26 protein-coding genes are annotated in these 24771 nt (G+C 56.6%); 14 read left to right on the plus strand and 12 right to left on the minus strand.

Features of this window, described 5'->3' with window-relative positions; all coding sequences use genetic code 11:
- Positions 1 to 5: 5 nt before the first annotated feature.
- Entirely contained in the window at positions 6 to 1514 is a 1509-nt protein-coding gene (locus GOX61_RS17600; protein WP_170335820.1) for a PAS-domain containing protein, read from the minus strand.
- 63 nt (positions 1515 to 1577) lie between these two features.
- Complete coding sequence (regB, locus tag GOX61_RS17605; protein ID WP_170335822.1) at positions 1578 to 2975, minus strand: sensor histidine kinase RegB; 1398 nt, start codon at positions 2973 to 2975, stop codon at positions 1578 to 1580.
- A gap of 90 nt (positions 2976 to 3065) precedes the next feature.
- On the opposite strand from regB, the gene GOX61_RS17610 reads away from it, so the two are divergent.
- The 3 genes from GOX61_RS17610 to GOX61_RS17620 all read left to right on the plus strand — a co-directional run bounded on the left by GOX61_RS17610 (position 3066) and on the right by GOX61_RS17620 (position 4948).
- Entirely contained in the window at positions 3066 to 3686 is a 621-nt protein-coding gene (locus GOX61_RS17610) for an SCO family protein (RefSeq protein ID WP_155139746.1), read from the plus strand.
- Between the two features lie 85 nt (positions 3687 to 3771).
- Complete coding sequence (locus tag GOX61_RS17615) at positions 3772 to 4326, plus strand: ActR/PrrA/RegA family redox response regulator transcription factor (RefSeq protein WP_155139744.1); 555 nt, start codon at positions 3772 to 3774, stop codon at positions 4324 to 4326.
- Positions 4327 to 4354: 28 nt separating this feature from the next.
- Positions 4355 to 4948 (plus strand): hypothetical protein, encoded by a 594-nt coding sequence (locus tag GOX61_RS17620; RefSeq protein WP_170335824.1) that lies wholly within the window; start codon positions 4355 to 4357, stop codon positions 4946 to 4948.
- A 22-nt stretch (positions 4949 to 4970) separates the two neighbouring features.
- On the opposite strand, the gene GOX61_RS17625 is transcribed toward GOX61_RS17620, so the two are convergent.
- Positions 4971 to 5564 (minus strand): HD domain-containing protein, encoded by a 594-nt coding sequence (locus tag GOX61_RS17625; RefSeq protein ID WP_170335826.1) that lies wholly within the window; start codon positions 5562 to 5564, stop codon positions 4971 to 4973.
- 211 nt (positions 5565 to 5775) lie between these two features.
- On the opposite strand from GOX61_RS17625, the gene GOX61_RS17630 reads away from it, so the two are divergent.
- From GOX61_RS17630 to GOX61_RS17640, 3 genes are all read left to right on the plus strand, one after another.
- The gene (locus GOX61_RS17630) at positions 5776 to 6090 is read left to right on the plus strand and encodes a hypothetical protein (protein WP_155139740.1); all 315 of its coding nucleotides are present in this window, start codon (positions 5776 to 5778) and stop codon (positions 6088 to 6090) included.
- Between the two features lie 101 nt (positions 6091 to 6191).
- A complete protein-coding gene (gene ahcY, locus GOX61_RS17635) occupies positions 6192 to 7580 on the plus strand; it encodes an adenosylhomocysteinase (protein WP_155139739.1) in 1389 nt (462 codons plus the stop codon).
- A gap of 13 nt (positions 7581 to 7593) precedes the next feature.
- Positions 7594 to 8343, plus strand: a complete 750-nt coding sequence (locus tag GOX61_RS17640) for an extensin-like domain-containing protein (protein ID WP_170335827.1) — start codon at positions 7594 to 7596, stop codon at positions 8341 to 8343.
- Between the two features lie 17 nt (positions 8344 to 8360).
- Here the strand turns inward: GOX61_RS17640 and GOX61_RS17645 are convergent, their stop codons facing one another.
- Complete coding sequence (locus tag GOX61_RS17645) at positions 8361 to 9008, minus strand: DUF899 family protein (protein ID WP_170335829.1); 648 nt, start codon at positions 9006 to 9008, stop codon at positions 8361 to 8363.
- Positions 9009 to 9197: 189 nt separating this feature from the next.
- On the opposite strand from GOX61_RS17645, the gene GOX61_RS17650 reads away from it, so the two are divergent.
- The 3 genes from GOX61_RS17650 (at position 9198) to GOX61_RS17660 (ending at position 11736) form a co-directional block, all read left to right on the plus strand.
- A complete protein-coding gene (locus GOX61_RS17650) occupies positions 9198 to 9539 on the plus strand; it encodes a DUF2853 family protein (RefSeq protein WP_155139733.1) in 342 nt (113 codons plus the stop codon).
- A gap of 293 nt (positions 9540 to 9832) precedes the next feature.
- Positions 9833 to 10834 (plus strand): alpha/beta fold hydrolase, encoded by a 1002-nt coding sequence (locus tag GOX61_RS17655; protein WP_217353906.1) that lies wholly within the window; start codon positions 9833 to 9835, stop codon positions 10832 to 10834.
- 44 nt (positions 10835 to 10878) lie between these two features.
- Positions 10879 to 11736 carry a hypothetical protein gene (locus GOX61_RS17660; RefSeq protein WP_217353907.1) on the plus strand — a complete coding sequence of 286 codons (858 nt, stop codon included), beginning with the start codon at positions 10879 to 10881 and terminating at the stop codon, positions 11734 to 11736.
- Positions 11737 to 11747: 11 nt separating this feature from the next.
- Here the strand turns inward: GOX61_RS17660 and GOX61_RS17665 are convergent, their stop codons facing one another.
- The 4 genes from GOX61_RS17665 to tsaD are packed head-to-tail and all read right to left on the minus strand — an operon-like array spanning position 11748 to position 14497.
- A complete protein-coding gene (locus GOX61_RS17665) occupies positions 11748 to 12170 on the minus strand; it encodes an EVE domain-containing protein (RefSeq protein WP_170335833.1) in 423 nt (140 codons plus the stop codon).
- A complete protein-coding gene (locus GOX61_RS17670; protein WP_170335835.1) occupies positions 12170 to 12439 on the minus strand; it encodes a YciI family protein in 270 nt (89 codons plus the stop codon). The genes GOX61_RS17665 and GOX61_RS17670 overlap by 1 nt, the downstream gene beginning before the upstream one ends.
- A gap of 1 nt (position 12440) precedes the next feature.
- Entirely contained in the window at positions 12441 to 13403 is a 963-nt protein-coding gene (locus GOX61_RS17675) for an NAD(P)H-dependent glycerol-3-phosphate dehydrogenase (protein WP_170335837.1), read from the minus strand.
- Positions 13400 to 14497 (minus strand): tRNA (adenosine(37)-N6)-threonylcarbamoyltransferase complex transferase subunit TsaD, encoded by a 1098-nt coding sequence (gene tsaD, locus GOX61_RS17680; protein WP_170335839.1) that lies wholly within the window; start codon positions 14495 to 14497, stop codon positions 13400 to 13402. Before tsaD ends, GOX61_RS17675 begins: the two co-directional genes overlap by 4 nt.
- Before the next feature lie 98 nt (positions 14498 to 14595).
- Here tsaD and GOX61_RS17685 point away from each other — a divergent pair, with 98 nt between their 5' ends.
- Genes GOX61_RS17685 through GOX61_RS17695 form a run of 3 tightly spaced genes read left to right on the plus strand, consistent with a single transcriptional unit; the run spans position 14596 to position 18091 of the window.
- A complete protein-coding gene (locus GOX61_RS17685; RefSeq protein WP_170335841.1) occupies positions 14596 to 15309 on the plus strand; it encodes a uroporphyrinogen-III synthase in 714 nt (237 codons plus the stop codon).
- Between the two features lie 54 nt (positions 15310 to 15363).
- Positions 15364 to 16593, plus strand: coding sequence for a COG4223 family protein (locus GOX61_RS17690; RefSeq protein ID WP_170335842.1), 1230 nt, complete (start codon positions 15364 to 15366; stop codon positions 16591 to 16593).
- A gap of 10 nt (positions 16594 to 16603) precedes the next feature.
- Complete coding sequence (locus tag GOX61_RS17695; protein WP_170335844.1) at positions 16604 to 18091, plus strand: heme biosynthesis protein HemY; 1488 nt, start codon at positions 16604 to 16606, stop codon at positions 18089 to 18091.
- 94 nt (positions 18092 to 18185) lie between these two features.
- Here the strand turns inward: GOX61_RS17695 and GOX61_RS17700 are convergent, their stop codons facing one another.
- Positions 18186 to 19040, minus strand: a complete 855-nt coding sequence (locus GOX61_RS17700; RefSeq protein ID WP_170335847.1) for an SDR family oxidoreductase — start codon at positions 19038 to 19040, stop codon at positions 18186 to 18188.
- Positions 19041 to 19128: 88 nt separating this feature from the next.
- On the opposite strand from GOX61_RS17700, the gene GOX61_RS17705 reads away from it, so the two are divergent.
- Positions 19129 to 19761, plus strand: a complete 633-nt coding sequence (locus GOX61_RS17705; protein ID WP_170335849.1) for a class I SAM-dependent DNA methyltransferase — start codon at positions 19129 to 19131, stop codon at positions 19759 to 19761.
- Here GOX61_RS17705 and GOX61_RS17710 read toward each other — a convergent pair whose 3' ends face one another.
- Genes GOX61_RS17710 through GOX61_RS17720 form a run of 3 tightly spaced genes read right to left on the minus strand, consistent with a single transcriptional unit; the run spans position 19762 to position 23739 of the window.
- Positions 19762 to 20541, minus strand: coding sequence for a carnitinyl-CoA dehydratase (locus GOX61_RS17710; RefSeq protein WP_170335851.1), 780 nt, complete (start codon positions 20539 to 20541; stop codon positions 19762 to 19764). It abuts the gene before it with no gap.
- Complete coding sequence (locus tag GOX61_RS17715; RefSeq protein WP_170335853.1) at positions 20538 to 22553, minus strand: acetate--CoA ligase family protein; 2016 nt, start codon at positions 22551 to 22553, stop codon at positions 20538 to 20540. Before GOX61_RS17715 ends, GOX61_RS17710 begins: the two co-directional genes overlap by 4 nt.
- Positions 22554 to 22578: 25 nt before the next feature.
- Positions 22579 to 23739 carry an acyl-CoA dehydrogenase family protein gene (locus GOX61_RS17720; RefSeq protein ID WP_170335855.1) on the minus strand — a complete coding sequence of 387 codons (1161 nt, stop codon included), beginning with the start codon at positions 23737 to 23739 and terminating at the stop codon, positions 22579 to 22581.
- 77 nt (positions 23740 to 23816) lie between these two features.
- Between GOX61_RS17720 and GOX61_RS17725 the strand changes: the two genes are divergently transcribed.
- Positions 23817 to 24764, plus strand: coding sequence for a GlxA family transcriptional regulator (locus tag GOX61_RS17725; RefSeq protein ID WP_170335858.1), 948 nt, complete (start codon positions 23817 to 23819; stop codon positions 24762 to 24764).
- Positions 24765 to 24771: the final 7 nt, after the last annotated feature.

Below are 24771 nucleotides of genomic sequence, written 5' to 3' on the forward strand. Positions count from 1 at the left end.
CCGGTTCAGGCTGAGATTTGCCGCAATTCGGAAGCCTTGGTCACTTTGGGATCAACGGCAAAGCGCACGATGGTTGCACCGTTTTGCATCGGGCTGATGGTACAGGCAATCATAGTGCCATTGCGCATACGCATATCAGCGGACCATTCAGCCCGATTTTCACGCATTTCGACGAAATCGCGAATTTCGCCAAGGACCGGAGTCGCAGCGCACTGTTCCTGCCACTGTCGGGTGACCTCGAGCACGCTCGCGGGTTCAAAACCCGTCTCATGATCATCGCCCCACATTAGCTGATAGGCGTAGTTGGTGCAGGCGAGCGTTCCGTCATCGGCAAAAACTGCAATGGCGTCTGCCAGCTTGTCCAGAATGGACTGCATCAGGTCCATTTCTGAACGAAACCGGCGTGTCAGGGTTATTTCGGCCGTAATATCCTCAAATAGAAATGCCACGGCACCATCGGGGTGCGGACGTCCACTGACAGAGTAAACAGAACCGGAAGGCAACGACCAGGTTTCCTGATAGTTTCCATCTTCGGCAGCCTCGAGCAGATCGTTCATCTGGCTGCGCCAGCTGCGGTAGTTCTTAGGCTCCGGCATCATATGTTGATCCCGCAGACGGTCAAAAAAGCTCGACAGGCTGGGGCGACAACTCAGGAAATCCGGGGGCAGGGTGGTCAGATCGATCAGTGCCGGATTGAACAGTGCAAGCTGACGATTGCGATCGAAAATCGCCAGACCGATGGATAGTTGCGCAAAGGTCTTGGTCATCGTCTGGACGAATTTACGCTGGGTTGTTTCAGCTTCGACAATCGCATTGATGTCGACTGCATAGCCCAGTTGACCTTCTTCGCGATCCGTTCGCGTCAGATCAAACCAAAGCTTGTTGTTGCTACCCTCAACGTCAATTGCTGCCCGGGTTTTTTTGCCAAGATGAGCTTCATCCTTTTGTGCGGGAAACAGTGGATCTGTCAGGTCCGCGTCCTGACCACGGGCCTTTCGCACCAGAGAAACATAAGCTGCATTGCACCACCTGACCTTGTCAGAGTGATCCAAAAGCCAGACGGGATAGGGCGCTTTGTCCATCGCCAGACGTACAGGGTCATTGGGATCGCGGCGTGCCTGATTGGGGCTACCTGTCAGATCTCGTAACTGGACCCGGATGATGCCATCAATCCACTCACACAGAACTTCTCGTTCGACTGTGCAGTCGATGGCCGCGACAACAAGGTTGCCCTGATCACGAACGACTTCGGGCGTCTCGGGAAAGGCTGGAAAATCGCGCTGCAGCAATCGTCTCAGATCATTCCAGTCGTTAACAGTTTCATACCCCGACAAAGCGATGTCCGAGTGACTGATCAGCCGGTTTCCGTCGAAAAGGAACACCGCATCGTACAGGGATTGTGGAGATGAAAGGCCAAAACTATCCCCGTGCCGTGGTCGGCGCGGCAATAGCCACTGAACCGCAAGGCTGGACGAGACCAGGCTAATCGCAGCCAGAATGATCCAATCCGCCATATATCGTCCCGCCCTGAAAAACTGGACGTGACTATGATTTACAATGGTTAACGGTGTCTTAATTCAGATCTTGATCTGCTGGTTTACACCGGACGGGACCGGGGTATCACCAGTTTGGGCGTCGATCAGGTTTCGCGGCCAGATCACTTTGACGATTGCCCCCCTGCGATCGGGTTGATCCGTCAAGGTTTGATAGGGGTCCGAACCATTTGCGAATTTGAGCTCGGCACCACTCCGTTCCAACAGAGTTTTTGCGATAAACAGCCCCAAACCCATACCCTCGTATTCAGGCCGTGTGCGTTGATCGTTCTCGGCGCGTCGACGTCGCATGAACGGATCACCGATCCGTCCAATCATTTGCGAAGGGTATCCGCGTCCGTCATCCATGATGCTGACGGTGATCCAGCTATCGGTCCATTCCGCATCAACCCAGACATTGGCGCGGGCGAAATCCACGCCGTTCTGGATCAGGTTGCGCAGGCCGTGGATGATCTCGGGTTTGCGCAGGATCGAAGGTTGTTGCACATCGCCACCCTGACCCGGGCCCTCTTCGAAATGCACATGTTTGCCACGATGGATATGTGGCTCGGCGGCTTCGTGGATCACCGCCGATAGCGGAGCCTGACGCAGATGCAGGTCATCTTTACCCGCGCGCCCCATATCCCTCAGGATATCCCTGCAGCGATTGGCCTGTTCCCGAATAAGCGCTGCATCTTCCTTAAGATCGGGGCGGTCATCCAATTCTTCGATCAGTTCGGAACTGGTCAATTTGATCGTCGCAAGGGGCGTCCCCAGCTCATGGGCAGCGGCGGCGACAACGCCACCCAGATCGGTCAGCTTCTGTTCACGTGCCAGTGCCATATGAGTCGCAGCCAATGCCTCGGACATGGACTGAACTTCGGAGCTGACACGATGCGAATAAGCGCCCAGGAACACGATCGCGATGACGATAGCGGCCCAGTTTCCGAACAGAAGGATATCCGGAATATCCAGAACAAGACCCAAATCCGTGTGCAACGGCAGATGAAACTGCGCCAGCAACGTGGTCAGTACAACGGCAACGCCACCAACAATCATGGTAGAGCGCGTGCTCATGACGTTTGCGGAAATTGTGACCGGACCGACAAGAAGCAGGGCAAAGGGGTTGTTCAAACCACCGGTGAGATACAACAGGAATGCCAGTTGCAGCAGGTCGAACAAAACCATCAGAAAGTTCTCGAACTCTGACAGACGTTTGTTCTGTGGAAACAGCAAAATGGCGGTCAGATTCCCCAGAACCGAAACCCCAATGGCCATATAACACAGGCCCAGTTCGAGCTGAACGTGATAGGTCTGCTGGGCGACCGTGATCGCCGTAATCTGACCGATGATCGCCACCCAGCGCAGCAGAATAAGGGTCCGCAGCCTGATCCAGCTGCTTCTCTCCTGTCCGCGCCAAAGGCTGATATTGGAATTCTTCATCGGTCAATTATGTCCTATTGCGTCGGCTGATCATCTTGATAGGTGTCCCGGTCGAAACGATCAACAACACCCTGTGACAGGATTTTAATCATGGTCCGCATATACGCCATACTCGCAACTGTTGTTCTGGCCGTCGGTCTGGGTGCCATGTGGCTGCTCACGCGTGGAGCGGGTTCCGATGACAAGTTCGCGCAGTGCCGGTCAAGCCAGATCGCAGGCGGTACCGCAGCGATTGGCGGACCTTTCGAATTGATCAACGCCAAGGGCGAAACCGTTACGGACAAGGATGTGATCACCGAGCCGACCCTTGTCTACTTTGGCTACACCTTCTGCCCCGATGTCTGCCCGTTTGACATGTCGCGAAACGCGGATGCCATCGATATCCTCGCCGAGCGCGGGCAATCCGTCACACCACTGTTCATCTCGATCGACCCGGAACGCGACACGCCCGAGGTCGTCGGGGATTATGCCTTCAACCTTGGCGGCAAGACCATTGCCCTGACCGGGTCGCCTGAGCAGGTCAAAGCCGCCAGCCGGGCCTACAAGACCTATTATAAGGCGCAGGACAAGAGCGACGAGTATTATCTGGTCGATCACTCGACCTTTACCTATCTGGTCACGCCCGAGGACGGCTTTATCGAGTTCTTCAATCGTGATGATACCGCTGAACAGATGGCGGATAAGGTCGGTTGCTTCCTGGATAAGATGTAACAGAAACAGGTAATTTGACCTTTGTTGCGGCGCTGCTAATACTTCTTAGCAAGCCAACGGCAAGACAGAATGGAAAGACCCACATATGGCAGACACTTCTCAGCTGGAAATCGGCCCCGACAAATCCCTGCTTCTGGTGGACGATGACGAGCCGTTTCTGAGACGTCTGGCAAAGGCCATGGAAAAGCGCGGGTTCGAGATTGAGACCGCCGGTTCTGTCGCTGCAGGCCGCGCAATCGCAACCGCGCGCCCGCCTGCCTATGCGGTGGTTGACCTTCGGCTTGAAGATGGCAACGGACTGGATGTCGTCGAGGTGCTGCGGGAAAAGCGCCCTGACAGTCGTGTGGTGGTTCTGACCGGCTACGGTGCGATTGCCACCGCCGTTGCAGCGGTAAAGATCGGGGCGACCGATTACCTGTCGAAACCCGCCGACGCCACCGACATCACCAACGCGTTGCTGGCCAAGGGTGACGAACTGCCCCCACCGCCGGAAAACCCCATGAGCGCGGACCGCGTGCGCTGGGAACATATCCAGCGGGTTTATGAGCTGTGTGATCGGAATGTCTCCGAGACGGCGCGCCGCCTGAACATGCACCGCCGAACGTTGCAGCGGATTTTGGCGAAGCGCAGTCCGCGTTGATTGTCTCGATTGGAGTATAGTATTTGGAATGAAGCGCTCGTTCACTTTTCTGTTCATTTTCTTGTGCTTAACGACTAATAAAGCTCTAGCAAACTGTGTGGATTTAACGAAAGGTAACTCCTTTTCATTGACTAGGAATATCCCGCTTTTCGAGATCACAAATATCGTTGCCGAGGACGGTACTGTCGTAGAACAGCGCAGGATGCAGCGTGATGGCTCAATTGAAAGAGTGGAGACGACTTATTGGAACGGCGTAATTGCTGTTGATAGGAGATCAAACTCAAGTCGTGTGCAAATCAAAATCAGTGAAGAAGCCAAGCTAGCGGATTTGAATAAGACGCGAAAAACATACAAATTTCCAATCTCGATCTTTGTGAATGGAAGAGAAATTGATCAGGGTTGGTATGTTGTAAAGCCAATGAAGAAAGTCCGAGTTTCCATCGACGGCTGCAAGTATCGTGCAATGGTTGTTCGAACCAGCATTGAACGGAACAGTGGGAATCCGATTAATGAGGAAGCGCTACTTAGCCTTGATGCAGGCATGCTTCTAGGAAATGTGGCGATGACGCCAGACTGGAAACCTCGCAGTTCTGTGCTTTTTGACAAAATCACAGCGAATTAAGTCGTGGTTGGATAGTTGAGAATTAGAGTAGCGACAGCAACAGTTCATGCCGCTCGGTATACGCCTGCCGCACTTCAACCGCTGGCCTCAGCCTGATCTCCAACCCCTCCATCACCGCCTTATCCGGTCTACCAAAGAACTTCGTCGCCTCGGCCTCAGAAAAGCCCGCGATCTGGGTGGCCTCCATCCAGGCGCTGATCTTGTCGGCCTTCTTGATTTGCCGCTTAACGGTTTTAGGCACCGCTGCGGGCAGGCCGAACCGAATATGGATCGCTGCAGCCAGACGATCATCCAGCGCACCGTAATCGGGGCCGACGGCAGATTTGACGGGTGAAATCATGTCTCCGATCACATATTCCGGCGCATCATGTAACAAAGCCGCCAGCCGCCATTTTATCGGTGCTTTGGGGGCTATGCGGCCAAAAAGCTCTTCCACCAGAAGGGAGTGCTCGGCCACGGAATAGGCGAAATCACCCGCAGTTTGCCCGTTCCAACGTGCGACAAACGCCAGACCGTGGGCGATATCTTCTATCTCGATATCCACGGGCGTCGGATCCAGCAGATCCAGCCTGCGGCCCGACAGCATTCTCTGCCATGCTCTGGGTTGTGTTGCCATTATGCCATGCCTTGTGAAGTGGGACACATTGAATTCGGATTTTTGTGCTAAGATGTATCTGTCAGGATCACCGGCTGCCAACGTTTTCTTGAGCATTCGTGCTTTGAAATGGTGTGTAGCGATCCCGACATTAAGGACTGAGGGGGGTGCATACTCCTCCCAGTGTGCCCCTCTCGAAACGAAACGGAACTCGTATCGAAAGGAGCTTGTCATGTTCAAGCGTTTGTTCGCAATATCCCTGACCTTTGGAATGGCTGCCACTGCACCGCCCGCTTTTGCCCAAAGCTGTGCGCAACGTGATGATGTCATTGCCAAATTGCAGAATAGCTACTCTGAAGAATTGACCTTTGGAGGCCTGCAAAAGTCGCGCGGAGCGCAATCGGTCATGGAGGTCTGGTCCTCGAAGGAAACGGGAACCTATACCGTTCTGCTGACCCAAGCCAACGGCATTAGCTGTATTGTTGCCGCCGGCACGGATTTTTTTGAAGCGATACCTAAAGTGAAAATAGACGGCACGCCGAGCTGATTTTGAAGGCGTCAGACCTGTTTCCGCCTATCTCCGTTGCCACTTGCATAAAGTGATGCTAGTGGCACCCCGGATCGAAATTTACCGGAATGGAGCATCTGATGGCCGGGGACTATATCGTTAAGGACATTTCGTTGGCCGGATTCGGCCGCAAAGAACTGGATATTGCCGAAACAGAAATGCCGGGACTGATGTCGCTGCGCGCCGAGTACGGGGAAAGCAAGCCCCTCAAGGGTGCGCGCATTGTCGGCTCGCTGCACATGACTATCCAGACAGCCGTTCTGATCGAAACGCTGGTTGCGCTGGGCGCTGACGTGCGCTGGGCGTCGTGCAACATCTTCTCGACCCAGGATCACGCCGCCGCCGCGATTGCCGAAGCAGGTATCCCCGTCTTCGCCATCAAGGGCCAGACACTGGAAGAGCACTGGGACTACCTAGACAAATCGTTCCTGTTCGACGAAGGCCCGAACATGATCCTGGACGATGGCGGCGACGCCACTCTGTACATCCTGCTGGGCGCACGTGCCGAAGCGGGTGAAGACATCATCCCTGTTCCGGGTTCGGAAGAGGAAGAGGTGATCAAGAAGCAGATCGCCAAGCGTATGGCGGCAAGCCCTGGCTGGTTCACCAAGATGCGTGATCAGATCAAGGGCGTGTCCGAGGAAACCACTACCGGCGTGAACCGTCTGTATCAGCTGGTGAAAGAAGGCCACCTGCCGTTCCCGGCGATCAACGTGAACGACAGCGTCACCAAGTCGAAATTCGACAACAAATACGGCTGTAAGGAATCGCTGGTCGACGGTATCCGCCGCGCCACCGACACCATGCTGGCCGGTAAGGTTGCCGTGGTCTGCGGTTATGGCGACGTGGGCAAAGGCTCGGCTGCTTCGCTGGCAGGCGCAGGCGCCCGTGTGAAAGTGACCGAAGTTGACCCGATCTGCGCCCTGCAGGCTGCGATGGACGGCTTTGAAGTCACTCTGCTGGAAGACGAGGTTGCCACGGCGGATGTGTTCATCACCACCACCGGCAACAAGGACGTGATCCGCATCGAGCATATGCGCGAGATGAAGGATATGGCCATCGTTGGCAACATTGGTCACTTCGACAACGAAATTCAGGTGGCCAGCCTGAAGAACCATAAGTGGACCAACATCAAGGAACAGGTGGACATGATCGAGATGCCCTCGGGCAACCGCATCATCCTGCTGTCCGAAGGCCGTCTGCTGAACCTTGGCAACGCGACCGGTCACCCATCCTTCGTGATGTCGGCCTCGTTCACCAACCAGGTTCTGGCGCAGATCGAACTGTTCACCAAAGGTGACGAGTACAAAAATGACGTCTACATTCTGCCTAAGCACCTGGATGAGAAAGTTGCGCGTCTGCACCTGGATCGCATCGGCGTCAAGCTGACCAAGATGGACAACGAGCAAGCGGCCTATATCGGCGTGAAGCCGGAAGGTCCGTACAAGCCGGAACACTACCGCTACTAAGTGCGAAAGACGCATGAGCAAGCAATCCGGACGCCGCCGATTTCTGTTATCGGCGGCGTCTTTTGCTTTCAGGGTCGCCGTTGTGGTCATCCTGTTCGGAGGCGGCGGCTGGTTGCTGCTGGCGCATCCTGAAACACCCGTACCGTCGCATTGGAACCCGTTGCGTGAATTGAAAGTGACCGCACCAGTCACTCCGATCACCCGGTTTCAGCTTAATCGCGCGCTTGCTGATGAGTCGCAGTGCCGCGCAACGCTGGCAGAGGCCGGTGTTTCCTTTGCAGAGATGAATGATCTGATAGAAAGCGAATATTGCGGCATTCCGGGCCGAGGTTTGCTGTCTAGGCTGACTACATCAGGTGTGAACGCCGTTGAAACGAGTTGCACGACGGCTCTGCGCCTGACGATGTGGGAATATCATGTGGTCCAGCCCGCCGCGCAAGAACATCTGGGAACGCGGGTCAACCAACTGCGGCACGTCGGCAGCTATAACTGCCGCCAGATGCGCACCGCGCAGGGCGAGACCAGCGCCTGGAGCAGCCATGCAAAGGCCGATGCCATAGACATCGTTGGTGTGCGACTTGACGACGGGCGCAGTCTGACATTGCTGTCAGACTGGCAGGCGGCGGGTCCTGAGGGTGCATTTTTGCGCCAGATCTGGCGCGGCGCATGTGACTGGTTTCGGGTGGTTCTGGGCCCGGATTTCAATCACTTGCACGCCGATCACTTTCACCTGCAGGGTCCAGGCTGGGGCTATTGCCGCTAAGTTCGCTTGGCAGGCCGTCAGCGTAGAGACGGAAAGAAATCTCCCCGGCCGTGCGGTGTAAAATCCAGAATGTTCCACAAAGGCCATGCTGCATCCACATGCCGCGGATGCCAGTCGCTGGGCTCAAAGAACAGTTCGGAACTCCAGAAATGGTTGATACCGTTCTGATTGCGCTGAAAGACGTTCAGGATCGGCAGTTGGCTTCCGTCCTCGGCTTCGGCCAGATAGTCGCGCTGATAATCCGTGCCCAGCGCGGAATAAAGCGGCAGATCGTTCCAACCCATAGTCGCCTTCAGCTCAGCCAGCTTCTCACAGGTGTTTTGTGCCACGACAGCAAACGCAATTTTCTGGGAGATATGTGGGACCTGTCCATTCAGCCCGTCCAGAAAGGCTGAACACATCGGGCAGGGTGCCTGCGCGTCGGGTCCATACATAAGTGAGTAGATTGCCAAGGTGTCATGTGATCCGAACAAGGCCGACAAAGGTGTTGGTGCTCCACGATCTGACCGGAAGGCATAATCCTGCGGAACCGCCCCGCCATTGGGTAGCCCGCGTCGCAGGCTGGCTACTTCTTCCACTTTGGCGCGCAGTTCGGCTTCGGCGGATAGCAACCTGTTGCGTGCGGTTCTGTACTCGGGGCTTTCATTGGGCAGCGAAACGGGCATGGTAATCTCCTTGTCCTATAATTTAACATATAAGTTAAATAAAGGGGGAGGCGAAATCAAGCCTGCTGTAGGGTCAGGAACTGCTTAGGGGGAATGCCGCTGATTTTTCCCTTTGTGCAAATTCTTGTGGCCGTTACCGTATTGGCGGTGCTGGAATGGCCATAAATAAACCTGAACCAGGAGACGACTATGGGAAAACGCGACGAACTGATCGCCAAATATGCCGAAGACCTGAAAAACAAGTGCGGTATGGAACCTGATATGGACCTGTTGACCAAGGTCACCATCGGGTGCGGTCCTGCAATCTATGACGCGGATGCCGAAACCGTCGCAGCCAGCCAGGATAGCGAGTTGGAAACGGTCAAGAACAACTTCCTGATCAAAAAACTGGGCCTGTCTGATGGTCCCGAGCTGATGGAAGCGATCAACAAAGCCATGGAAACCTATGGCATGTCCGAGCGGAACAAATACCGCGCTGTCGTCTACTACATGCTGACCAAGCATTTCGGCAAAGAGGCTGTCTACAGCTAACGCTGCCTTTGACTTTTTCTTACGCCCGTTGGGAAACCAGCGGGCGTTTTGCATTTGAGACATAATTTAAGAACTCGGTGTTTGATCCAACTGACGGATACCGGGTAATGTCACCTTACGACCAGGATGGTCAGAACCAGAATATTCCATACGCGTGTGGTGAGTAGGGAGCACGCGGGGTAGGGAGGGTTCTGTATCGTTCAGGCCCTCCCGAAGTTTCAAAAAGCTCATTTGATATCAAGACTGTCGCTCGATAGGCTGGGTTCATCTTCTTCACTGTTCGCGAGGCATTGATGCCATCCATGAACTGCTCTTCCGAAGAAAATCCCGGCGTGCGGATCAAAGAGATCGGCAGTTTTTTTGCGGGTGGCCGCCGGGTGACCCTGACGGACCAGCCGGTACAGCAAGTACAGGTGGCCCGAAATGCCCCTGCTCGAACGGTCGACATGAACGGCGACTACATTACCGGGCAATGTTATGTTCAGTATCTGCGACAGGTTGCACCCGCCTTTGATGCCCCCCTGATGTTCTGGCACGGGGGCGGCATGACAGGCGCAATGTGGGAGACGACGCCCGATGGACGGCCCGGCTGGCATAGCTATTTCCTGAACGCCGGGTTCGATACCTTTATCTGTGATGCTGTCGAACGTGGTCGGGCGAGCTGGTCACCCTATCCCCAGATCTACAAGGAAGGGCCTGTCTTTCGCACTCTGAACGACGTCTGGAACATGTTTCGGTTTGGACCTGCCGATACCTACGCGCCTGAAGTGGCTGAACAGCATCCATTTGACGGGGTCAGGTTTCCGATGAGTGATCTGGATACGTTTGGGGCGCAGTTCGTGCCGCGCTGGGTCACTCATGCGGACATTACGCTCGACGCCTATTATCAGGCCTTGCAGCAGGTTGGTCCGGTTTGGTTGATTGCGCATAGCCAGGGTGGAAATCTCGCGCTCGAGGCAGTCGCGACCCATCCGGAGTTCTTCAGAGGCGTTGTGATTATTGAACCGGCCTCTGTGCCACCCGTAACAGGTCGGGCCGCGCAGGTGCCGCATTTGTTCATCTGGGGTGACAATGTCGAGGAGTTTGCGATCTGGAAGGTCTATCGCAGTGCAACCAATGGGTATGTCGATCAACTGCAAGCCGAGGGGTGTGCGGCTAAAATTCTCGACCTGCCAGCCTCGGGAATTACCGGAAATACCCACGCGATGATGATGGATGACAACTCTGACCAGATTGCATCTATGGTTCTTGAGTGGATGAGCGAAACCGGTCGAATTTTGGGTTCTGACCGATAAGTGTTAACATAATACGGCTTTCAACCATGACGAGGGGCCGTGTTATGTTGAAAAAGCCAACTGTACTGTTTCCTGTTGCCGTCTTCCTGTTCGCCTCCTGCGCCAATCTGGTTTGGGTCGAACCCAAGGTATATGTGCCTGGGTCAACCGAGATTGAGGTGGATGGATTTGGGATCAATGGTCCTGTCGACATCCTGCCGCGCGGAACAACTGCGATAACAATCTCTCACGAAATCACCAATGCGGGCAGCAGCCCCGTGCCTGCGGGCTATCTGATCACGGAAACGGTGGTTCAATGGGTGTTTCAGCGCAATGTCACCAGCGTTGGCTGGCGTCCAGGTGATCCGGCGACACATACGATCATCCAGCTTGCCCAAAGTGGACCGGCCCTGAATCCGGGGGAATCTGCAGTTATTTCTTTCGGGCCATTTCCTGTTGGAAGTTGCGGATTGTTCGGGGAAACGCTGGAATTGGATTCCAGCAACATCGTCGTCGAATCCTCAAACCAGGACAATGTAGACGAGCACCTGTTCTTTATACCCAGCAATCAGATCATCAATATCACGGCCAATACGATCAATGGGACCTTGTTTCACGAGGCAGGCCGCACATTGACGCATCAATTCACGATCAATTCAGGCGGTGCCGGCAATCAATGGCTGTATACAGGTTTTTCTTGGATCGCGACTGAAGGATCCACTGCAGATGCAGTGCCGCCACCAACCGGGCGCGTGCCTCAGGGGCCTGCTCCGCAAACAATCAACATGTTCGTCACACCCAGGGACCACGAACATTCACCGCTTGGGTTTGGTCCATCAGTCAAAGGCAAGGTCACTGCCATCTCCACTGATGGTTGCGTGATTAAGCAAAAGGCGGTTGAGGTGCTTGTCGAGCATGATTGAGGGATGTGATTTTAGTCAGCGCGAGTCTGACCAAGATCACAGATCACCGACCATTCTGCTTCGCTGACGGGCTGCACTGACAGGCGCGAGTTCTTAACCAGAACCATCTCTCCTAAACGTTCGTCCGCCTTGATCTGATCCAGTGTCACAGCAGTGGTGAAAGGCCGAATCGCCTTGATATCAACGCATTCCCAGCGTTCGTCATCAGTTGTGCTGTCGGGATGGGCCTCGGCACAGACCTCGACGATTCCGACGATCGCCTTGTCTTTCTGCGAATGATAAAAGAACCCACGGTCACCAATTTTCATATCCCGCATGAAATTGCGCGCCTGATAGTTGCGCACACCATCCCATTCTTCGCCAACTTCACCTTTGGCAACCTGCTGGTCCCAGCTCCAGGTCGAGGGTTCGGATTTGAATAACCAATACGCCATCAGCCTATAACTCTTTTCCAGGGGATCAGTTCGACGGAAGAGAACAGACCAGCCAACGCATACGGATCATTTGCCGCCCATTCCTGCGCTGTCGCCATATCCTCGACATCGAGAATAATCAGCGAACCGATCATGTTTTCACCATCCAGCAACGGCCCGGCCTGCGAGACGACACCGGTCTCTTCGATATAGGCCAAATGTGCGGCGCGGTTGTCCAGACGGGTCTGCAGGGCACCGTCCTTGTCACGGGCGATCAGGGCGATCAGCATGTTATTCCTCCTTAAGTGGGCGATTGAGCAGTGATTGAATCGCCTCGGTCACACTGTATGTGCCGTGGCTGAGTTCCGCCACCGTTGTGCTGATGGGCATATCCAGCTCTTCCGATCTCGCGATATCTGACATGGCGCGGGCGGTGGCAACGCCTTCGACTGTGGTGCTGGCGTCAAAGTTTTCGTGACGCCCCAGCGAGAGGCCAAAACGATAGTTCCGTGACAGTTCTGACGAGCAGGTCAGGACCAGATCACCAAGGCCTGACAAACCCATCAGAGTGTCGGCACGTGCGCCACGTCTGGCAGCAAAGCGCTGCATTTCGGCAAAACCACGGGTCATCAAAGCTGCACGAGCGCTGTCGCCTAGACCGGCTCCGATACAGGCACCGCAGCCGATGGCCATGACATTCTTAAGCGCGCCACCCAGTTCGGCCCCGATCGTATCGGTCGTTCGATAAAGGCGCAGATTGGCGGTGGTCAGCTCCTCTTGCAGGGTTTGTCCCAGTTCTGCATCGCCACAGGCGAGGGTAAGGGCCGTTGGCAGTCCGCGCGCAATGTCATCGGCAAAGCTGGGCCCGGTGAGCAACGCCGGGCGTGTATCGGGAATCGTCTGTGTGATAACCGAGATTGGTCCCAAGCCCGAAGACAATTCGATACCTTTGCAGCAGGCGACCAGTGTCTTACCGGCCAGAGCATCTGCGTGCTCGGATAATGCCGCACGTAGCTTTTGCATAGGCACCGCCAGCAACAGCGTATCTGCCTCAACTGCTTTTGTGATGTCAGCGGTTACAGAGATTTGAGGTGATAACGCGACACCCGGCAAGCGTCCTGAGTTTTCACGCGTCTCTTGCATGCGCTGTGCGTGATCAGCATCGCGGGCCCAAAGGGTGACCGGCCCTTTGCCTGCCAAGGATATTGCTAATGCGGTACCGAAAGCGCCGGAACCCAGAACCGAAACGCTCATGCCTTTGCGCCTTTCTTGCCGCTGCCAAGCATGGCGGGGCTGGTTTTATCCAATGGCCACCGGGGACGTGCAGTTAGATCCAGACCGTCTGGTGCCCCGGTTCTGAAACGTTCCATACCCGCATAGGCGATCATGGCGGCGTTGTCGGTGCAAAGGTTCAACGGTGGCGCAGTGAACCGAGCGCCCAAATCTGCACAAACAGTCTCTAACGCGGATCGAATAGCTGCATTGGCTGCAACGCCTCCGGCGACTGCTATGACCGGGTCGGATGGGTTTTCTTCAAGGTAGAGGGCAATTGCTCGGCGGGTTTTTTCCGCCAGCGTGTCTACTACGGCCTGCTGAAATCCGGCACACAGATCGGCGCGATCCTGTCGAGTCAGGCCGCCCTTTTCGGCGACAATCTGATCCCGCATTCGCATGAGTGCAGTTTTCAGCCCCGAGAAGGACAGATCGCATCCGGGCCGATCCAGCAAGGGGCGAGGAAAACGGAACCGCTTTGGGTCACCGGATCGCGCTTCGGCCTCGACCGATGGCCCGCCGGGTTGCGGCAATCCCAGAAGGCGCGCAGTTTTATCGAAGGCTTCGCCGGGGGCATCATCAATGGTGCCGCCCAGACGGGTGAATTTCTCTGGGCCATGGGCAATCAGATATTGGCAATGACCACCCGAAACCAGAAGCATGAGGTAGGGAAACGCGATTCCATCAGTCAGGCGCGGTGTCAGTGCATGCCCGGCAAGATGGTTAACCCCGATCAGCGGTAGCCCGGTTGCAGCACTCAATCCCTTAGCGCACATGACCCCAGACATGACCCCGCCGATCAATCCCGGCCCGGCTGTCACGGCGATGGCGTCCAGGTCTTTCAGATCCATATCTGCGGCTTCCAAAGCCTGAACAACACAGACGTCCAGCTTTTCGGCGTGCGCGCGTGCGGCGATTTCAGGTACGACACCGCCGAAGGCGCTGTGCAACTCGGTCTGGCCGTGTACGACCGACGACAGAATTTCGGCCTGCGACCCCTCTGTCTGGCGCACAACTGCGGCGGCTGTGTCATCACAGCTGCTTTCCAATCCAAGGACGGTAAGTGTTTGCACCATGGGCCTGATCCGTTGCATCATGATTGCCAAGCGGGGTATCACCCTGCGCGGATGCAAACAATCCTCAAGGCCGAAGGCGCCGACCGTTGTATTTGTTGATGACCCGCCCTCGCGCCGCCTCAGAGAGGTTCGTTGCGCAGCTGCCGACACGCACAAGATCGCGGGTCACGATCATCCATTCCCCATTATTGGATATTCGCCCTCTGCCGGTTCAGGTGGTGACCACTGGTGTCCGGGGCCTGATTTTTACCTCAGCCAACGCTGTGAATGCAGCAGCTTCCATGGGTGTTGATCAACGTTTGCCAGCCTTTTGCGTAGGTTCAGCGACCACGGGTACAGCCAAAGGGGCTGGCTGGCAGGCCCAGATGGTTGGTGGAACGGCCGAGGAACTTGTCGCCGCCCTATTACAGCTTCGCCCCGAAAGCCCCTTGCTGCATCTGCGGGGCGAGCACAGCCGCGGGAACATAGCTGAACGCCTGACCGAACTGGGTCTGACCACGCTTGAACAGCCGGTTTATCAGCAGCGCCTGCTGCCATTGACGGAAGAAGCAAGCAAGGCAGCCAGCGGTTCCTCACCCATAATCGTGCCGATCTTTTCGCCGCGTACCGCGCGACAATTTGCCGACGTCTGGACCGGATCAGCCCCTTTGTGGATTGCCGCAATTAGCGAAGCGACGGCAGAACCCCTTAAATCCTTGGGCTATGAGCGATTGAGAATTGCAAAAGAGCCGACACCCAAGAAAATGCGGAAAGCCGTTAAAAAGCTTGTGAAACATGCGATGCGGGTTGAGGGTGAGCCGGGCGCAGATTAACTTGGAAACGTCAGTAGTTCAGGTGATTTTGGAATCGATAAGGGGAATACGACGGTGGCTGGTAAGAAGAAATCCGATCAGGAACCGATAGAGGACCCCAAATCGGAAGAGGTGGTAGAGGATACCGCTGCCGAATCTGGCGCAGAAACTCAGGAAGAATCCATTGACCCCACGGCCTCGGAAGAAGAGGTAATTTTCGAAGCCGAAGCCGAAGCCGAAGCCGAAGCCGAAGCCGAAGCCGAAGCCGAAGCCGAAGCCGAAGCCGAAGCCGAAGCCGAAATGGCCGTGGAGCAGACTCGGGAAGAACCGGTTGTTCAGTCGCAAGAAAAGCGCGGCGGATTTGTTCCGGCCCTGATTGGCGGCGCGGTTGCTGCGGCTATCGGGTTTGCAGCGGGGAATGCGGGAATATTCGGGTCGGGCCAATCTGATGCGATCACGGCCCTGGAATCGAAGATCAATGATCAATCCAGCCAGATAGAGGCTCTGACGAAATCTGTGTCCGATACTACAGAGATGGACAAAAAGATCGCCGCGCTGACAGATCAGATTTCGCCAATTACTGCGGAGCTGGATGCTGTAAAATCTGGTTTAGACGGTCTGACGAGCAAAGTTGATCCACTAACAACCCGTCTCAATGATCTGGAAAGCGGTGCGCTGACCCAAAGCGTGTCACCAGAAGCTTCTGCTGCTTTTGAGGCGGAGTTGAAAAAGCTTCAGGACTCTCTCGCTGCACAGCGCGCCGAGGTCGAAAAAATGGTCTCGGATGCGCAGGCGCTGGAGGCTAAAGCGGCAGCAGACGCCAAGGCTGCGACGAACACAGCCACACTGTCTCGCCTGCAGGGACAGCTCGATTCTGGTTTGCGCTATGACGATCTGATTACCGAGTTGCAGGCTGGCGGTGTAACCGTGCCAGACGCTTTATCCGGTCCGGCAGACAAGGGTGTGGCCACGATTGCAGAGCTGAACGCATCATTTGCGCCTGCAGCGCGTGCTGCCCTGGCCGATGCGCGTGATGCAGACAAAAGCACAGGGTTTGTCGCGTTCCTTCAGCGCCAGACAGGCGCACGCTCAGTAACACCGCAGGAAGGTGACGATCCGGACGCAATCCTGTCGCGCGCTCAGGCTGCGTTGGCTGCCGGGGATTTGTCCAAGGCGCTGACCGAACTCAAATCGTTGCCAGAATCTGCGCAATCGGCGATGGCGGATTGGGAACAGGTGGCCCAAACCCGGCTGTCAGCGGTGGATGCCGCAAATGCGCTTGCCTCAAGCGTAAACTCGAACTGAAGGACCTGCCATGCTGTGGTCATTGTTTAAGATCCTTGTTTTTGTTGCGATTATCGGCCTGCTGGCCATGGGCGCAGGTTACCTTATGGAGACAAGCGGTGGTGTTCAGATCACTGTTGCAGGTACGGAATACACGCTTGGCCCCTTGCAGTCGGTCATCGCGCTGGGCGTTCTGGTGTTTGCAGTGTGGCTGTTCTTCAAATTGCTCGGCCTGTTGATCGCGACGCTCAAGTTCCTCAATGGGGATGAGACTGCATTGTCGCGCTATTTCGATCGCAGCCGTGAGCAGCGTGGGTACCAGGCTTTGTCCGATGGTTTGATGGCACTTGCGTCGGGCGAAGGGCGTGTAGCCCTGACCAAGGCGAGCAAGGCTGAGAAGTTGCTCAACAAACCCGAACTGACCAACCTGCTGGTGGCTCAAGCTGCGGAAATGACCGGCGATACCAAGAAAGCGTCAGATACCTACAAGAAGCTGGTCACAAATAACGCTACCCGTTTTGTCGGCGTGCGCGGCATCATGAAGCAAAAACTGGCCGAAGGTGATGATGAAACGGCTCGAAAGCTGGCTGAAAAGGCGCTGGAGCTGAAGCCCCGCCATCAGGAAACGCAGGATGTGCTGCTGAACCTGCAGACCAAAGCTCAGGATTGGGCAGGGGCTCGTTCGACGCTGACCGCCAAGCTGAAATCAGGTCATCTGCCACGGGACGTCTATAAGCGTCGCGATGCGGTGCTGGCCTTGTCCGAAGCCAAGGACATTCTGGACGACACTGCAAGTGTCGAACAGCAGGAATATGCGATCGAAGCAAACCGCCTTTCACCCGATCTGGTACCAGCGGCAGCAATGGCTGCGCGGGCCTATATCGAAAAGGGCAAACCACGGGCCGCGACCAAGATTCTGAAAAAAGCGTGGGAGGTGCAGCCGCATCCCGATCTGGCGCATGTCTTTGCCGAAATAGCGCCGGATGAAACGCCAGAAGAACGGATCAAACGCTTTACGGCGCTCACGCGAGTCCATCCCGAAAACATGGAAACGCGCCTTATTCTGGCCGAGCTGAATATCGTCGCTGAAGACTTCCCCGAGGCGCGCCGTGCGCTGGGCGATGTGGTTGAAAAGCAGGCTGATGCCCGCGCCTATACGCTGATGGCCGCAATCGAGCGTGGTGAAGGCGCCAGCGATGCCGTTGTTCAGGGATGGTTGGCCAAGGCACTGAATGCTCCACGCGGGCCACAGTGGGTGTGCGACAATTGTCATGACATCCAGCCTGAATGGGCGCCGGTTTGCCAGAACTGCCATAGCTTTGACACGCTGAGCTGGCAGACACCTCAAACGCCTGAGATCGCGACGGCGACTGGCGTGCATATGCTGCCGCTGATTGTCGGAGCGCTCGAGGACAAACCCGAGACTGTTGAAGTTGAGGAACTCGAAGAACCGCAGGCTGATGACGTGATCGAAATGGACGCGGAACCGGTTCAGGCCGAGGCAGAGAAACCAGCCTGACAGGGTATCTCGAGTTTGAATGTATCAACCCGGAGCAGGAAGTTTCAGTGTTCCGGGCTGAACATGCGAACAACCGGGCATTGATCTCTCGGTCTCAGGTGAGACCATCGCTTTCCATAAGCGCTTCCAGCCCGACACGATAGTTCGGGTACAGCAGCCTGACCCCGAGTTCGTTTTTGATCTTGTCGTTTCGGACGCGTTTGTTTTCATTATAAAAGCTGCGCGCCATTGGCGTCAGTTCAGCCTCTTCAAAGGGAACCGCAGGTGGCAGTGGCAGGCCTTGCAGTTCGGCTGCATACCCAATCACGTCTTGTGGCGGTACGGGTTCATCATCGCAAACGTTGTAAATCTCACCGGGTTTGGGATGCAGCATGGACGCTTCCAACACCTGGGCGATGTCGTCTACATGAATGCGGGAAAACACCTGACCCTGCTTGATGATCCGGCGCAGCCCACCGCGTTTCAATTTGGAGAACGGACCCCGCCCCGGGCCATAGATTCCGGCAAGTCGAAAGATGTGCAGGGGCAGGCCGGGAATGGCAGCCCATTCTTCCTCGGCTCGTAACCGCCAGCGACCGCGTTCGGCGGTGGGCGCGGGCGGGGTGCATTCATCCACCCAGGCGCCTTCATGATCGCCGTAAATTGCGGTCGTGGATAAGTATCCCACCCAGCTAAACTGATCAGCCCGCGCCGTGATTTCTTCGCGCAATTCGGCAAGCACCGGATCACCTGCTGAGGTCGGAGCGGTTGAAACCAGCAGGTGCGTCACCCCATCCAGCGATGGTCTCTCTCCCGGCCAAACTATTGGATTGGCCCCGGATTCACGAATAGAGCCGGCCTGATCGGCGTTGCGCGTGGTTCCGATGATCTGCCAGCCTTTTGGGGCCAGTCGACGGGACATTACCCGGGCAGAGTACCCATGTCCGAAAGAGAGAAGTGTATTAGTCATACTTCCCTTGATGATAGGGCGCGGTCCGGGATGCAAGGGCTGGATGGACGCACTTGATTCGAATCCCCTGTTGCGCCTTCATTGGGGTATGAGCAACAAGACACCCGACCTGCACGCGGCTTATGCGCTGAAAACATCCGAAGACAGCAAACGTCTCTATGCTGAATGGGCTGGCGACTATGATGAAGGGTTCGCCGCGCTTGAGGATTATCAACTGCATATCCATACCGCGCGGGCATTTGTCAGCGCCGGGGGGCAAGGACCTGTTCTGGACGTTGGTGCCGGCACCGGGCTTTGCGGTGCGGTTCTGGCCGGGCTTGGGGTTGGGCCAATTGATGCCACCGATATCAGTGCCGAGATGCTGGATGAAGCGATGCGCAAGGATATCTATCGTGACGCGATCGAAGCTGATCTAAACCACGGCATCCCGGTGCTACGAGACAGCTATTCGGGCATCGTGTCATCGGGGACTTTCACGCATGGCCATCTTGGTCCCGAAGCGCTGCCCGCCCTGCTTCGCATTGCGCGGCCGGGGGCACAGTTTGCCCTGTCGATCAATGCCCGACACTATGAAGCGCTGGGTTTTGCAGATGCGTTGCAGCAACTGCAAAAAGATCAGATTGAAAACCTGGTGCTGCCCACGGTGCGCATCTACGGGGATCTGGCCGCTGGCCCGAACAAGGACGACCTTGCGCTGATCGCCCTGTTCGAGAAATCCTGATTAACGCCCTTTCCAAACCGGATCGCGCTTTTCTGCAAAGGCGCGGGCGCCTTCCAGACTGTCTTCTGATCCGTAGAGGACGTCGACCGTCTGCAATTGTCGTTTGGTGATCCGGTTCATCGAGTCCTGAAACTTTGAATCTTCTGCGTCGCGCACGATCTCTTTGATTGCGGCATAGACCAGCGGTGGGCCGCTCGCCAACAGGCGCGCCAGTTCCCATGCCCGGTCGAGCAGTTGATCTGCCGGAACGATTTCGTTGACCAGACCCCAGCGATGCGCCTCGTCTGCATCAAACCAGCGCCCGGTCAGCAACAGCTCCATCGCAATGTGATAGGGGATGCGCTTGGGCAGTTTCACGCTGGCTGCGTCAGCCACAGTACCGGAACGTATTTCGGGCAGGGCAAAGCTGGCATGATCTGCGGCAACGATCATATCGGCGCTCAGTGCCAGCTCGAGGCCGCCGCCACAGGCAATCCCATTGACGGCTGCAATCACCGGTTTGTTCATGTCTCGCAGTTCCTGCAGGCCGCCGAAGCCGCCAACACCGTAATCTCCGTCAACTGCATCCCCGTCTGCAGCAGCCTTCAGATCCCAGCCAGGGCAAAAGAACTTCTCTCCGCCACCGGTCAGGATCGCCACCCGCAGATCGGGATCGTCGCGAAAGTCGCGAAAAACATCACCCATGATACGACTGGTCGCCAGATCGATGGCATTTGCCTTTGGCCGGTCCAGAGTCACTTCCAGTATGGCGCCGTCACGGCGGGTTTTGATCGGGTTCATGAGCTTGCCTTTCGGATCAGGGCATCAACCGCTACCGCCCCGTCGGCAGAGCAGATCAACGGATTCACTTCAACTTCGTCGACAGTTGTCGCATTGGCAATGACATAGCTTTGCACAGCCTCGACAGCATCCAACGTTGCAACGATATTGGCGGCGGATTTGCCCCTGTACCCGGCCAATAGCGGTGCACATGCCAATTGGCCCAGCGCAGTCCTGACCGCCTCGCGGGATGCCGGAATCAGCAACGATACGGTATCCCGCAATATCTCGGTCAGGATGCCACCTGCACCCAATGTCAGAACATATCCATGTGCCGGATCGCGTGTTACCCCGACCAGAAGCTCAGCCACGCCACCCGTGGCCATTTCCTCGATCAGAATCTCAGGCGTTCCGATATCCAGAGCTGTAGCATCGATTTCCTCTGCCTCGATACCAAGTCGTACGGCACCGTGCTCGGATTTATGCGCAAGGCCGACGCCCTTAACCGCAAACGGACCATTCAGACCATGCACAGCCTGGCCAGCATCTTGCGGGCAGGCGACAACACGTTTTGGCACCGGCATCCCAAACTCGGCCAAAGCATCCTTTGCTTCGGCCTCGGTCAGGATTTGGTCGGCGTTGGTATCAGAGGGCAGCAGGACTGGATCTGCGACCTCATGAGATCTGGGTGCTGCGGCCTCGGATGCGGCAAGCGCTTCGTGCAATCCCGCGAATGGCACGACACCACCATCACGGAGGCGTCGCGCAACATCTTCGGGCATCAGTTCCGGTAGAGTAGCCGTTACGGCAAAGGGTCGCCCGGTTTCTGCGACGCAGTTGAGCGCTGCCTGCGTTGCACATTCCCAGTCTGTTGCGTCTGTGTGCGGATAGTCGACCACCGCCATGGTCATGGCGATATCCTGCCCGACCAGGCTTTTCCACGCGCGGGTCATCGCGTCCGTGTCGCGCCAGATGTAGGTGTGATAGTCGAGCGGGTTCGCAAGCGCCACCATCGGCCCCAGCGCGTCACGCAGATTAGCACGCTGAGTATCCGTCAGTGCGGGGAATCGCAGATCCCTGTCTTCGGCCATATCAGCGGCAAGACTTGCTTCACCGCCCGAGCAGCTGATCATGCCCAACCCGTTTCCATCAAGCTCACCGGTGATGTGCAGCAGTTTCAGCGTTTCCAGGAAGCTGGGGATGTCATTCAAACGGGCAATCCCCAATCGATCCAGAAAGGCCTGCGCCCCTGCATCACCACCTGCCAAAGACGCGGTGTGGGAAATTGTTGCGGCCTGCGCATGTGAGGACCGCCCCATCTTTAACGCGATGATGCGAACCCCCCGATCGCGCGCTTTGGCTGCCAGTGCCTCCCACTTTCGCAGGTCACCAAAGCCCTCGATATGAACTCCGATTGCGGTGATCCGGTCATCATCCAGCAGGGCTGCGGCGATATCCGCCTGATGGGTCTGCGCCTGATTTCCGCAGGTCAGCATGAACGCCAACGGCAATGCACGACGCTGCATGGTCATGTTGATTGCAATATTCGAGCTTTGGGTAAGGATCGCCACGCCACGCTCAACCGGTCGCATTCCATGCTGGTCCGGCCAGATGGCCACGTTGTCCAGCGCATTGACAAAGCCATAGCAGTTCGGGCCGAGGATTGGCATATCGCCTGCCGCGGCCACCAGTTGTTCTTGCAGATCAGCCCCCTGATCATCTTCGGCCCGGGCCTCGGTAAAGCCCGATGCAAAGCAAACAGCCCCCCCGGCACCCAGTGTCGAGAGGACCTTTACGGTTTCGATCGTCGCGTGCCGATTGATGCCGATGAACGCAACATCCGGTGCCTGAGGCAGATCCTCGATGGATTTGTAGACCGCCTCGCCTGCAACTTGGTCAGCCTTGGGGTGTACGGGCCAGATTTGCCCCGAATATCCAAGTTTTCTAGCCTGACGAATAACCTCGGCGCACCACGCGCCGCCGCCGATAACGGCCAGCGACGCAGGTGTCAGCACACGTTTGAGTGCCTTCATCAGGTGATCCTCATCAGCGTCGCCATTACGCACCCAATGCACGCAGCAGATCGCGGCTGATGATGTGCCGTTGGATTTCGCTGGTGCCGTCCCAAATGCGCTCAACCCGCGCGTCTCGCCAGAACCGCTCAAGTGGGTAGTCATCCATCAGGCCCATACCACCGTGGATCTGAATGGCGGCATCGGTGACGCGCGCCAGCATCTCGGAGGCATAGAGCTTGGCCGAAGCGATTTCGCGGTTAGCGGGCAGGCCTTTGTCCAGCCGATCCGCAGCTGCCAGTGTCAACAGGTCGGCCGCGTCGATCTCGGTTATCATATCCGCGATCTGGAAGGACACGCCCTGAAATTTGCCGATTTTCTGGCCGAATTGCTCGCGTGTAGCAGAGTAATCCAGCGCGTAATCGAAGGCACGACGCGCGCGCCCTACGGACATGGCAGCAACCGTGATGCGGGTTGCATAAAGCCATGTGTTCATCACATCGAAGCCGCCATCGACCTCACCCAGAACCTGGCTGTCCGGCAGACGGCAATCGTCGAAATCCAGCACCATGTTCTTGTAGCCGCGATGGCTGACAGACTTATACCCGTCCCGGATGGTGAAACCCGGAGTTCCCCGATCAACCAGAAACGCCGTGATCCGCTTTTTTGGGCCTTTTGGTGTCTGATCTTCTCCGGTCGCGATGAAGACGATGATGAAATCAGCGTGCTCTGCGCCCGAGATGAAGTGCTTGGTGCCATTAACGACCCAGTCACCTCCGTCCCGGACGGCCGCGCATTTCATACCGCGCACATCCGACCCGGCACCGGGCTCGGTCATCGCCAGCGCATCCATCTTTTCACCACGTACGGCCGGCATGAGGTAACGCTCGACCTGATCACCCTCACACGCCATCAGAATGTTCTGCGGACGACCAAAGAAATGGTTCAGAGCCATGGACCCGCGACCCAACTCGCGTTCAACCAAAGCGAACTCCAGATGGTTCAGCCCGGCACAGCCTACGCTTTCGGGGAAGTTACAAGCATAGAATCCCAACTCGATCGTCTTGCGTTTGATCTCGTCTGCAATTTCCTGAGGCACTTCACCGGTGCGTTCGACCAGTTCCTCATGCGGGTAGATTTCGTTTTCGACAAAGCTGCGAACGGTTGAGACGATCATCTCCTGTTCGTCGGACAATCCATATTGCATCGGGCGTCTCCAAATCCGGTGTTGCGCATATCCTGACGCGGCTTGAAATTTGAAACGTGCGAAAATAGATGTTAATCATGCAAGATTGGACTAAATCACCCTCTGCACCGCAGCAAATCGGAGTCCTCCTGTTCGACGGATTCTCGAACCATTGCCTGGCCAATTCGGTCGAGCCTTTGCGGGCTGCAAACACATTGGCGGGGCGCAAATTGTATGACTGGCAGTTCCTCGCGTTGGATACCGGACCGGTGACCTCGTCATCCGGGCTGCAGGTTGCGCCGCATGGGACCCTGCAGACCGCCAGCGGCGACATGCTGATGGTGATGCCATCCTATGGGTTTCGTGCGCATGGGGGTTGGCGTACCCTCTCGGGCCTGCGATCTGCTGACCAGCGTTTCAGGGTTCTGGCGGGCCTCGATACCGGTAGCTGGCTGCTGGCCCTGGCCGGGTTATTGGATGGGCATCGCGCAACAATCCACTGGGAGGAGCTGACTGGGTTCACCGAGAGGTTCCCCGAGGTCGATGCGCGGCGCGAACGCTATGTCATCGACCGAAACCGCATTACTTGTTCCGGCGCGATGGCGGCCTTTGATCTGGTTCTGCATCTGATTGGGCGGGATCAGGGGCAGGCGCTTGCCCTGGAGGTCTCGCAACTGTTCATGACGCGCGATTCAGCGCGGTCTCATGCCGGAGGCGCAGGCGCGACCAGCGGTTATGTCAACAAGGCACTGGCGCTGATGCAGGAGAATCTTGAGACGCCTTTGCCCGTTTCTGAAGTCGCCCATCGGGTGGGTCGTTCGCAAAAGGCCCTGTCGGTCCGGATGCAAACCGAATTGGGCGCGGGGCCAGCGCAGGTCTATCGCCGATTGCGCCTGAATCTGGCGCGCAAGCTGGTGGCCGAGACCGACTTGAGCATCGGAGAAATTGCCTTGCGCGCCGGGTACGAGGACCCCAGCGCGCTGACCCGCGCCTTCAGGACCGAGTTCGGAGTGACGCCACGCGCCCTTCGCACAACCCGGTCCTGAATGCAGG

Origin of the sequence: Ruegeria arenilitoris (genome assembly GCF_013030265.1) — a bacterium.
Classification (GTDB): Bacteria; Pseudomonadota; Alphaproteobacteria; order Rhodobacterales; family Rhodobacteraceae; genus Ruegeria; species Ruegeria arenilitoris_E.

Bases quoted from the DNA above. Each gene is read 5' to 3' on its own strand.
- GOX61_RS17600 (WP_170335820.1), bottom strand. From the start codon at position 1,514: ATGGCGGATTGGATCATTCTGGCTGCGATTAGCCTGGTCTCGTCCAGC.
- regB (WP_170335822.1), bottom strand. From the start codon at position 2,975: ATGAAGAATTCCAATATCAGCCTTTGGCGCGGACAGGAGAGAAGCAGC.
- GOX61_RS17610 (WP_155139746.1), top strand. From the start codon at position 3,066: ATGGTCCGCATATACGCCATACTCGCAACTGTTGTTCTGGCCGTCGGT.
- GOX61_RS17615 (WP_155139744.1), top strand. From the start codon at position 3,772: ATGGCAGACACTTCTCAGCTGGAAATCGGCCCCGACAAATCCCTGCTT.
- GOX61_RS17620 (WP_170335824.1), top strand. From the start codon at position 4,355: ATGAAGCGCTCGTTCACTTTTCTGTTCATTTTCTTGTGCTTAACGACT.
- GOX61_RS17625 (WP_170335826.1), bottom strand. From the start codon at position 5,564: ATGGCAACACAACCCAGAGCATGGCAGAGAATGCTGTCGGGCCGCAGG.
- GOX61_RS17630 (WP_155139740.1), top strand. From the start codon at position 5,776: ATGTTCAAGCGTTTGTTCGCAATATCCCTGACCTTTGGAATGGCTGCC.
- ahcY (WP_155139739.1), top strand. From the start codon at position 6,192: ATGGCCGGGGACTATATCGTTAAGGACATTTCGTTGGCCGGATTCGGC.
- GOX61_RS17640 (WP_170335827.1), top strand. From the start codon at position 7,594: ATGAGCAAGCAATCCGGACGCCGCCGATTTCTGTTATCGGCGGCGTCT.
- GOX61_RS17645 (WP_170335829.1), bottom strand. From the start codon at position 9,008: ATGCCCGTTTCGCTGCCCAATGAAAGCCCCGAGTACAGAACCGCACGC.
- GOX61_RS17650 (WP_155139733.1), top strand. From the start codon at position 9,198: ATGGGAAAACGCGACGAACTGATCGCCAAATATGCCGAAGACCTGAAA.
- GOX61_RS17655 (WP_217353906.1), top strand. From the start codon at position 9,833: ATGCCATCCATGAACTGCTCTTCCGAAGAAAATCCCGGCGTGCGGATC.
- GOX61_RS17660 (WP_217353907.1), top strand. From the start codon at position 10,879: ATGTTGAAAAAGCCAACTGTACTGTTTCCTGTTGCCGTCTTCCTGTTC.
- GOX61_RS17665 (WP_170335833.1), bottom strand. From the start codon at position 12,170: ATGGCGTATTGGTTATTCAAATCCGAACCCTCGACCTGGAGCTGGGAC.
- GOX61_RS17670 (WP_170335835.1), bottom strand. From the start codon at position 12,439: ATGCTGATCGCCCTGATCGCCCGTGACAAGGACGGTGCCCTGCAGACC.
- GOX61_RS17675 (WP_170335837.1), bottom strand. From the start codon at position 13,403: ATGAGCGTTTCGGTTCTGGGTTCCGGCGCTTTCGGTACCGCATTAGCA.
- tsaD (WP_170335839.1), bottom strand. From the start codon at position 14,497: ATGGTGCAAACACTTACCGTCCTTGGATTGGAAAGCAGCTGTGATGAC.
- GOX61_RS17685 (WP_170335841.1), top strand. From the start codon at position 14,596: ATGACCCGCCCTCGCGCCGCCTCAGAGAGGTTCGTTGCGCAGCTGCCG.
- GOX61_RS17695 (WP_170335844.1), top strand. From the start codon at position 16,604: ATGCTGTGGTCATTGTTTAAGATCCTTGTTTTTGTTGCGATTATCGGC.
- GOX61_RS17700 (WP_170335847.1), bottom strand. From the start codon at position 19,040: ATGACTAATACACTTCTCTCTTTCGGACATGGGTACTCTGCCCGGGTA.
- GOX61_RS17705 (WP_170335849.1), top strand. From the start codon at position 19,129: ATGAGCAACAAGACACCCGACCTGCACGCGGCTTATGCGCTGAAAACA.
- GOX61_RS17710 (WP_170335851.1), bottom strand. From the start codon at position 20,541: ATGAACCCGATCAAAACCCGCCGTGACGGCGCCATACTGGAAGTGACT.
- GOX61_RS17715 (WP_170335853.1), bottom strand. From the start codon at position 22,553: ATGAAGGCACTCAAACGTGTGCTGACACCTGCGTCGCTGGCCGTTATC.
- GOX61_RS17720 (WP_170335855.1), bottom strand. From the start codon at position 23,739: ATGCAATATGGATTGTCCGACGAACAGGAGATGATCGTCTCAACCGTT.
- GOX61_RS17725 (WP_170335858.1), top strand. From the start codon at position 23,817: ATGCAAGATTGGACTAAATCACCCTCTGCACCGCAGCAAATCGGAGTC.